This is a genomic window from Endozoicomonas sp. YOMI1 (genome assembly GCF_024606345.1).
Lineage (GTDB): Bacteria > Pseudomonadota > Gammaproteobacteria > Pseudomonadales > Endozoicomonadaceae > Endozoicomonas.
The window spans coordinates 1-8662 of the sequence record NZ_JAHHPM010000344.1; the positions used below are offsets into that span (position 1 = coordinate 1).

An 8662-nucleotide genomic window follows, 5' to 3' on the forward strand; every position below is an offset into this window, starting at 1 on the left:
CTGAGCGGAGTCGAAGGGCGTAAACACCATACCCTGAATAAAGACTGTGCCAATCCCCCTTCGTCCGTGCATCCTGAGCGGAGTCTAAGGACGCTCAGGGTGAACGGAGATTGTACACATCAAACTCATCGAAATGATGTACTGGCTCTTATCTTCACGGCATCAGGTCATTTCCAGCAGTTCTGACTCTTTCTTTGCATTAATATGGTGCGGGGTTGGATTGCCCATTTCGTCAACACAGACAAACACAATACGATCAACCACGATAATCACCTGTCTGGTGACCTTATTGCGTACCACACAACAGATTGTCAGTGAGGTCTTGCCGGTACCGACCACTTCAAGGCCGAACTCCAGAATATCACCGCAAACGGCTGAGCTGACAAAGTCGATTTCTGACATATATTTTGTCACCAGCAACTTGCCAGGACCCATTTTGCAGGAAGCATAAATAGCCGCTTCCTCATCAATCCAGGCCAGCAGTGTGCCGCCAAACAGTCGGTATGCAGGGTTGAGATCACCGGGTTTTACCGCACGGCGTGAAAAATACTTCATTCTGATGCTCCTTGCCTGGTTATTTATTATGAAAACAGGTTTATTGTGAATAATTTATATGACATTAATGAGGCAATTCTCACGCCATAAATAACTGACATTATTTTTGGTGCTGATGACAGCAGAGCCTCTACTGCAATGATACAATTCCCTCCCGCTTTTATTGCCGGACAGGCTCATGGTTAGAATAGGTCACATGAACCACCTGAAGGTGGTCAATCTTCTGGATTTGTGACCGTACAGATATCGGCTATACGGCAATTGTCGACAATAAATACCCGGGGGTTATTTTTGACCAGGATATCGACCAGCCAATCCGGATGGGCATGAAGTTTGATGGCTTTATTAAACGGGTCCGACCCGATCAGAAACTGGATTTATGCCTGAAAAAGCAAGGCTTTGATAAGCAGGAAATGAGTGACCTGGGCACGGTGATTCTTGCAAGGCTGAAGGCTGAGAAGGGCTTTTTGCCTTTTAATGATCGTACTGACCCCGGGGTGGTCAAAAGGGAGTTTTCGGTCAGTAAAAGGGTGTTCAAAATGGCGATTGGTGGGCTATACAAAGAACGCCTGATTAGCATTGATGAAGATGGCATTCGTCTTTTATAAGCTTTGCAGGTATACCGGAAAGAATTGGCTGGTGGCTAATGACAGGCAATTACAGTAAAATGCTCCGGTTTTGCATTTCCTCTTGCTCTCGTTCCGAGAGGTCAACTTTTTCCAGCTTAGCAGGTGATCAAATGGGCAAATTTTATACCCAGACCAATCTTCAAATTGATGATAAGCAGGCCTACCGGGTTTTCGACGGTAAAAAACAAGCTCGTCTCGGGACGGAAAAGAACCCTGCCGTTCTTTCTGTTCAGACCGAAGAGCGCCGGGCTGAGCTGGAACAAGAATTTCTGGAGAATGGCTGGTTTTGCCAGATTCACGTGGATGAAGAAGCCGCAGAGGATACATCTGCTTTGCAATTATTGAAGGATACGCCCAAAACGACAGTACTGGAAAAAGTGCCGGGTCGAAATGATCCATGCCTTTGTGGTAGCGGGAAAAAATATAAAAAGTGCTGCGGTTGATAGTCAGGGCCTATTGAGATTTTATTGCCAGCAGGCAAAAAAACTCTGTAGGCTCCGGGCCAACTCACCCTTCAGATTTCCGACAAAAACACCTGATAAGTAGAAAAAATTCTAATTCAGTCCATTATTAGTGCTGACAGGTTATTTATAGAGTCATGTTGTCGATCTATCTTATATAAGTTTCCCACTTTCAAAAGCCGCTTTTAGTGGCTTTTGTTTTATCAAACAGGTGGACCGAATATGAAAAGTCAGACGTTGGGTAGCAGCCTTCTGGTCGCCGGTACTTCGATTGGTGCTGGCATGCTGGCATTACCGCTGGTGTCAGCACTGACCGGTCTGGGCTGGGGCGTATTCCTGATGTTTTTGATGTGGGGGTTATCAACCTATGGCGGGCTGTTGATTGCCGAGGCCTGTCGGGCCTGCCCGGAAGCAGAGAATCTGCATGGCGTCATGGGGCGTTTAATGGGGCCGGTGGGTCAGGGTATTGCCGTCGTCGCCATGCTGTTTCTCTATTATTCCCTGTGCGCAGCTTACATTTCCGGTGGTGCCAATGTTTTGGGCAGTCTGCTGGCAAAACAGGGGGTCCATCTGCCTTTTCGCATCACCGCGACGGCGGTGGTTTTGCTGGTTGCCATTCTGGTGGTGACGGGTACCCGGGTCGTTGATGTGGTCAACCGGGTGATGTTCGCACTGATGCTGGCCTTACTGCTTTATATCTTGGTGTCACTCTTGCCCGAGGTCAGTTTGAGTAATCTTGGGCTGGAGAACAGTACCCCTGGCATTTTATTCGCTGCGCTGCCGGTGTTATATACCTCATTTGGCTATCACTGCGCGGTACCCACCGTTGTTCAGTATGTTCAGGGAAAACCTCAGCGATTTCGCTATGCGCTGATTGGTGGCAGCGCCCTTCCGTTCAGCATTTATGTTATCTGGATGGCGGTGGTGATTGGTGTGGTTTCCTCTGCGGTGGTGGTGACCATGGCACATCGTCCGGACGGCGTAACGTCGCTGATGGATGCCATAGGCAATCATTCCGGTACGTCCAGCTTTGATTATATGATCAGTGCCTTTGCCGCATTTGCCCTGGGCACTTCATTCCTGGGCGTGGCTCTTGGGTTATTTGACTATCTGGCAGAAGTTTTTGGTCGTTCCCATGGTATTTGGGGGCGTATTGAAACCATTACGCTCACGCTGTTGATACCCCTGCTGGCGGCTATTTTTATGCCGGGGAGCTTTGTCACTGCCCTGGGGTACGCCGCTGTGGCCCTGGTGATTCTGGCGGTATTTATTCCCGTGGCACTGGTCTGGAAGGTTCGTAAGCTCCATATGGAAGAACCCTATCAAGTGGCAGGCGGTATTCCGGCACTGGCCATTGCCATCATTGTTGGACTTTTGGTGATTGTTGCCCAGTTTGGGGTGATCGGTGGTGTATTACCTTCTATTGGCTAAAAGGCTATCTGAGAATAGACTGCCCTTTTTCAGTGGCCCCGGACAGCCTCCTGCCGTGGTCAAATGGATCGAAAAGCAACTTGGAATCGTTCAGGAAGAGCAGAGAATGTCGGATGGATGTTGGTCGGTTTACATAATTCTTGCCAGTGATAGCAGCCTTTATACCGGCATTACCACGGATCTTGAACGGCGATGGTATCAACATTGCGGTGCCAGGGGAGCCAGGTATTTCAGGGGACGGAAACCGCAACAGTTGGTTTATCTGGAAAGTGATCATGACCGTTCATCGGCCAGCCGACGGGAAGCCGCCATCAAAAAGCTGACTCGCCCACAAAAACTGAGCTTGCTTTCCTCTCCTGAAAATTGCTGTGGTCTTTGGGCCGGGAAACTGGTTAATACCAATCACTAGTACATCATTTCAATGAGTTTGATGTGTGCTATCTCCGTTCATCCTGAGCGGAGTTTGGACATCAATGAAGAAGGAACCCATCAATTGCATTGAAATCGATCACTAGTGCAGCCAAGCTCTGTTATACATACACAGGCACCTCTTCGGTCCCCCGTGGGAATGCATACCGAATCTCTCCGCAAATATAGCCCCCTCCCCATTAAACTCTCATGATCCCGGGCAGAAATTAGGTTCATCCAGCAGGCTCAGATATGCATTCCCACACACACGGGAGGGTGTGCGTTGTGGTATTAGCACTTTCCTTCACTTAGTGGCCCTGAGAGACTCATGGCTTTTTAGCACAAAAAGAAGCATAAAATATCATTTTTGGTTCAAGGTTGAACGTTTAGATAGTATGATTCCCGAAAATAGATGAAGTAGAAAGGATTTTTATAAGACACCCGCAGCTCATAAAAAGCAGGGTAAAAAAAATACAACTGCTTCATTGCCTTGGTATAACAACAAAAAATAAGTATGAGGTGTTCATGGAAGCCAGTTTTTGGGATGGCAAACGTGCCCCCGGTATTGCAGACCAAATTGATCTTGAAAAGTTCAAAAACCTGGGTGAAGTCATTGAACATGCAGTCCATCAATACGGCGAGCGGCCAGCCTATACCAGCATGGGCAAAACGGTTTCCTTTAACGAAATAGATCAGTTGAGTACCCGTTTTGCTGCCTATCTCCAGAACCATACGACACTGAAGCCCGGCGACAGTATTGCTATTCAGCTGCCGAACCTTATTCAGTATCCCATTGTCGTTTATGGCGCGATTAAGGCTGGCCTGGTCATTGTCAATACCAATCCTCTCTACACGGCCAGGGAGATGAAACATCAGTTTACCGACTCAGGAGCCAAGGCGTTGGTCTGCCTTAATGTTGTCGGCCACCTGGTAGAGGAAATCATTCAGGATACGCCAATCAAGCATTTGATTGTCACTGAGTTGGCAGACCTCCTGCCCTGGCCGAAGAGATCGCTGATTAATCTTGCGGTAAAGCACGTCAAGAAGATGGTTCCCCCTTATAAGCTGCCACAGGCACTGAGTTTCAACCAGGCCATGAAGCTTGGGTCAAAAGTTCAGTACAGTAAACTGCTGCCGCCTAATCCTGATGATGTGGCCGTGCTGCAGTATACCGGTGGAACAACAGGAGTGGCCAAAGGCGCTATGCTGACTCAGCGTAGTCTGGTCAGTAATGTACTGCAGACGGTCAATGTGTTGTCCCAGACCGATGATAATGGTGTGCCAGTGGCAAAACCCGATGGCAACACGGCGGTTGCGCCCCTGCCTCTTTATCATATCTACGCTTTCACCGTGCACTTGATGGCGTTCTTCCAGCAGGGTGGACACAGCATTTTGATTGCCAACCCACGGGATATGGATACGTTTGTTAAGTCCCTGAAGCCCCACAAGTTGAATATATTCATCGGCTTGAACACGCTGTTTGTTGGCTTGATGAACCATCCGGCGTTTAAAGACCTCGACTTTTCCGAACTGAAGTTGACCATGTCCGGTGGTACCGCCCTGCAAGCGGCGGTTGCCAACCGATGGCAAGGTATAACAGGATGTGCCATCTCCGAGGGTTATGGCCTCTCTGAAACATCACCCGTGGTATCCCTGAACCCTGCAGGCAGTTACTCAAAACTGGGTACTGTTGGCTTGCCGATGTCCGGTACGGCGCTGAAGACCATCGATGATCAGGGAAATGAGCTGCCATTAGGAGAGCGTGGGGAACTGTGTGTCAAAGGGCCTCAGGTGATGAAAGGGTATTGGCAGCGCCCGCAAGCGACGGCAGACGTGATTGACAGTGAAGGCTGGTTTAAAACCGGAGATGTCGCCATTATCGATGAACAGGGTTATGTGCAAATCGTCGACCGGGTTAAGGATATGGTGCTGGTCTCAGGCTTTAACGTGTATCCCAACGAAGTTGAAGATGTCGTTTCCAAGCATGATAAAGTGCAGAACTGTGCCGTTATTGGTGTGCCCGATGATAAAACCGGCGAGGCAGTCAAACTCTTTATTATTCCGCAAGACAAAAGCTTAACGGCGGAGGAGGTCAATGAGTACTGTCGGCTGAACCTGACTGCGTATAAAGTTCCCAAGCAGGTTGAGTTCAGGGATGTTCTGCCAATGACGCCTGTTGGTAAAATCCTGCGGAAGGATCTTCGCGCCGAGGAAATGCAGAAGTACAAAGCGGTTTCCTGATTTCAGCGCATCTGCAAAGCCCCGGTACTTTCTGGGGCTTTGTAATTAAACTGACTTTTAATATTCTTGAAACTTATTACTTTTATTGATTGATTTAATTTCAGTCAGGGTTCTTGTTTTTTGGCGTATTTTTAAATATGAATTAAACTCAATAATCAGGCTTTTCATGAAGTAACCGGGTGGACGCTTTTTATTTTTCCTTGAAATGAGACTGAATTATTATGTTGGTAGTGCTTTGATCAGTATTCTGGCTTTATTTAATCTTCCCTGTTTTATGCTGCTGATTTCTACCTTAATTGTTAACCATTGCTGACTCCCCAAACCATGTGATGAGGAACCTGATTCTTCGTATTACCCCTTATGATTCATGGCTTCGTCGCGATGTAATAGGCCGTTACCTATAACGATGTCTGGAAAAAGCATTTTTTGCGAGGTGATGAGAAAATATGCTTATTTTTTATCAACAATGCACGGGCTTTTGTCTATTTACAGGCAAATTTGTCAATGTTAAGTTTTTTGCCAATTTCAAACCCTACGTTTAATTGATCCTTTGATTTACCAGATTGGTTCAAACAATGAATATTTTTGATGAAGCTCTCGGTGTTCTGAAGTCTAAAGTTCAGGTACGCAAGCTCTTTCATGATATGCACGCTGAAGACCTTCAGCGCGTCATCGGTCGCATTGAAGCCATTTACGAAGAAAAGTTGATGGCGCAAATGGAGGTTGAAGAGGAGCAGGCACGCAAAAAAGAGGCACTGGATGCGGTTGTGAAACAGATGAAAGAGCTTGGGCTCTCGCTGGGTGATATTAAAGACCTGACAGAAGATAAAAGCAGTGGTGGCCGTAAAGGAAAAACACGCCAGCGCTATTTGTTTCGCTACGAAGCCGTTGATGGTTCATTGGTAGATTGGGAAGGGGCAACAACCGGGCGTATTCCTGCAGACTTCTCAGACTATCTTGAGCGAACCGGTAAAGATCGCAAGGCCTGCATCGTTTCTGAAATCTGATTGTTTAAACCCTTGCTTAAAATAGAGCTTAATAGGAACAGTCTTTAATCAACTTCCCGGTTTAGAACTTGATCTCCGTTCATCCTGAGCGGAGTCGAAGGGTGCCAGGCACAATGCGTGAGCCGGAGTTCACGCCCTTCGATACTTCGATACTTCGACAGGCTCAGCACTCAGCACGAAAGGAGTGTGGAACCTGAAAAATACGGAAGTTATTCAGAGACTATTATATAAAGGCCCTGCAGGTCAGCAGGGCCTTCAGATTGGTTTCTGTGTTATTTGATTTGCCTGAGCCTTTTATCAATCATCTCCTTCAGGACATTTTCCTGAGTAAATCCACCAACCACTTCATCGGGGAACACCAGTGCCGGAGTACCGGTAATGCCCAGCTTCTGAGCCAGCATGATATTACTGTCCAGTTGTCTGTTAATGTCAGCATCCACAGCGTTTTTCAGTGCGTCCAGATTCAACCCCTGTTTTTTGACACTACTGGCAATGGAATCCGAGTCATGTCGGGCAGGGTGAGACATGAATTCTTTATGCAGTGCAAGGTAGGCGTCATTACCTTCAGCCCTGGCCGCTAATAAGAGAGCAGCTGCTTCTCTTGAGCTTGATCCAAGGATTGGCATGTCTTTATAGATAATTTTCAGGTCAGGGTAATTGTTGACCAGCGCGTCCAGAACCGGGTCCTGCTTTTTGCAAAATCCACAGTTAACATCACCAAAGTAGACAATGGTCAGTTTGGGTGTTGATGAGCCGACAAAGGGATCATCACTGTTGTTAAAAAGCTCGGTCATATTGCTGGTGAGCACCGAGTTTCGCGCCTGTGTTTTGGCTAACTCTTCTCTTTTTTTCAACTCATTGACAACGTCGATAAAAATTTCCGGGTTTTCCATCAGGGCCTCACGCACCAGCTCTTTGACCTGTTGTTGCTGTTTCCGGTCCAGTGGTGCGGCCTGACTGCTGATTGGCAGGATAAGTGCGGTAGCGGCAATGGCCAGCAGCTTTTTCATGGTTAACGTCCAATGTAATGATCAGGGTGGTTTTTCCATCATACCGGTTTGACGGGCTGTAATGGAATGCAGTCTCCCTTGGTTAAGGCAATAATATTGTAAATATTGCTATTTTAATTCTGCTTATTTATTAATCTCCGCCTTTGCTGGAAAAAGTCGGGACTCCGGGAAAACTTGATCCAGGTCAAAGTGCATCGGGTAAAACCTGCGTATCGTTTTTTTTGAAGGGATAGCTGGAAGGAATAGCGTCAAGACCGCTGGAGTACCTGGAAGAGCAGACTATCGGTATCAGCCAGTGAGACTGGAGAAGCCAAATATTCTTTACCTCAGGTGTTGTGGTTGGCTTTCCTGATATTTGACAGAAAAGAGCATTAGCCTGCTAAATGATTGCTGCCGAGGCCGATAACAACAGTTCCTTAAAAACACACGTAAAGGACTGAAACAATGAAAGTAATTGCTGTTGCTGTAGCGGGAATGTTATTGGCTGGTGCTGTTCAGGCTGCTGATCAGGCGGAAGATCTTCAGAAGCAGGGTATGGTCTGTTATTCCATGGGCACGGTAAATTCCGAAAGACAGTCTAATGGGCGGGGTATGGCTCCGGATCTTTCTGTTAATATTGCTCCGACTTTTTATATTACCAGTGAGCGTGATTATAAAGCCTGTCGTAAGGTGGCGGCGGAAAAGGGTGCTCATGTGATTATTGATCCGAATGCTTGATTGCTTTGTTTGAGGCGCAAAGGCTTAAAACACTAAGTGAAAATGATCTCTTTGTATTGCAGGCCAACGTTTAGATTCTGATCTCGTTCCCACGGTTCTGAGGCTGTCGCGAAACCTGGATAAACGATCTGGTACAAGGTTTCAATGTAATTGATGGGTTCCTTCTATCATTGACGTCCAAACTCCGTTCGTCCTGAGCGGAG

10 protein-coding genes are annotated in these 8662 nt (G+C 47.2%); 8 read left to right on the forward strand and 2 right to left on the reverse strand.

What is annotated here, in order from left to right; all coding sequences use genetic code 11:
• The coding region (locus KDK15_RS12355; RefSeq protein ID WP_257295668.1) for a hypothetical protein at positions 1–186 on the forward strand (186 nt) is incomplete at its 5' end.
• Here KDK15_RS12355 and KDK15_RS12360 read toward each other — a convergent pair.
• A complete protein-coding gene (locus KDK15_RS12360; RefSeq protein WP_257295669.1) occupies positions 163–555 on the reverse strand; it encodes a hotdog domain-containing protein in 393 nt (130 codons plus the stop codon). The two genes, KDK15_RS12355 and KDK15_RS12360, sit on opposite strands and share 24 nt — an antisense overlap.
• Before the next feature lie 326 nt (positions 556–881).
• Between KDK15_RS12360 and KDK15_RS12365 the strand changes: the two genes are divergently transcribed.
• The 6 genes from KDK15_RS12365 (at position 882) to KDK15_RS12390 (ending at position 6732) form a co-directional block, all read left to right on the forward strand.
• Complete coding sequence (locus KDK15_RS12365; RefSeq protein ID WP_257295670.1) at positions 882–1163, forward strand: hypothetical protein; 282 nt, start codon at positions 882–884, stop codon at positions 1161–1163.
• A gap of 131 nt (positions 1164–1294) precedes the next feature.
• Positions 1295–1627 (forward strand): PBPRA1643 family SWIM/SEC-C metal-binding motif protein, encoded by a 333-nt coding sequence (locus tag KDK15_RS12370; protein WP_257295671.1) that lies wholly within the window; start codon positions 1295–1297, stop codon positions 1625–1627.
• 240 nt (positions 1628–1867) lie between these two features.
• The gene (locus KDK15_RS12375) at positions 1868–3076 is read left to right on the forward strand and encodes an amino acid permease (protein WP_257295672.1); all 1209 of its coding nucleotides are present in this window, start codon (positions 1868–1870) and stop codon (positions 3074–3076) included.
• 55 nt (positions 3077–3131) lie between these two features.
• On the forward strand, positions 3132–3485 hold the full coding sequence (locus KDK15_RS12380) for a GIY-YIG nuclease family protein (RefSeq protein WP_257295673.1): 354 nt from the start codon (positions 3132–3134) through the stop codon (positions 3483–3485).
• 524 nt (positions 3486–4009) lie between these two features.
• Positions 4010–5725 carry an AMP-binding protein gene (locus KDK15_RS12385; protein ID WP_257295674.1) on the forward strand — a complete coding sequence of 572 codons (1716 nt, stop codon included), beginning with the start codon at positions 4010–4012 and terminating at the stop codon, positions 5723–5725.
• Between the two features lie 575 nt (positions 5726–6300).
• Entirely contained in the window at positions 6301–6732 is a 432-nt protein-coding gene (locus KDK15_RS12390; protein ID WP_257295675.1) for a hypothetical protein, read from the forward strand.
• A 272-nt stretch (positions 6733–7004) separates the two neighbouring features.
• Here the strand turns inward: KDK15_RS12390 and KDK15_RS12395 are convergent, their stop codons facing one another.
• A complete protein-coding gene (locus KDK15_RS12395; protein WP_257295676.1) occupies positions 7005–7742 on the reverse strand; it encodes a DsbA family protein in 738 nt (245 codons plus the stop codon).
• Positions 7743–8186: 444 nt separating this feature from the next.
• On the opposite strand from KDK15_RS12395, the gene KDK15_RS12400 reads away from it, so the two are divergent.
• Positions 8187–8459 carry a hypothetical protein gene (locus tag KDK15_RS12400; protein WP_257295677.1) on the forward strand — a complete coding sequence of 91 codons (273 nt, stop codon included), beginning with the start codon at positions 8187–8189 and terminating at the stop codon, positions 8457–8459.
• The last annotated feature ends 203 nt before the right edge of the window (positions 8460–8662 follow it).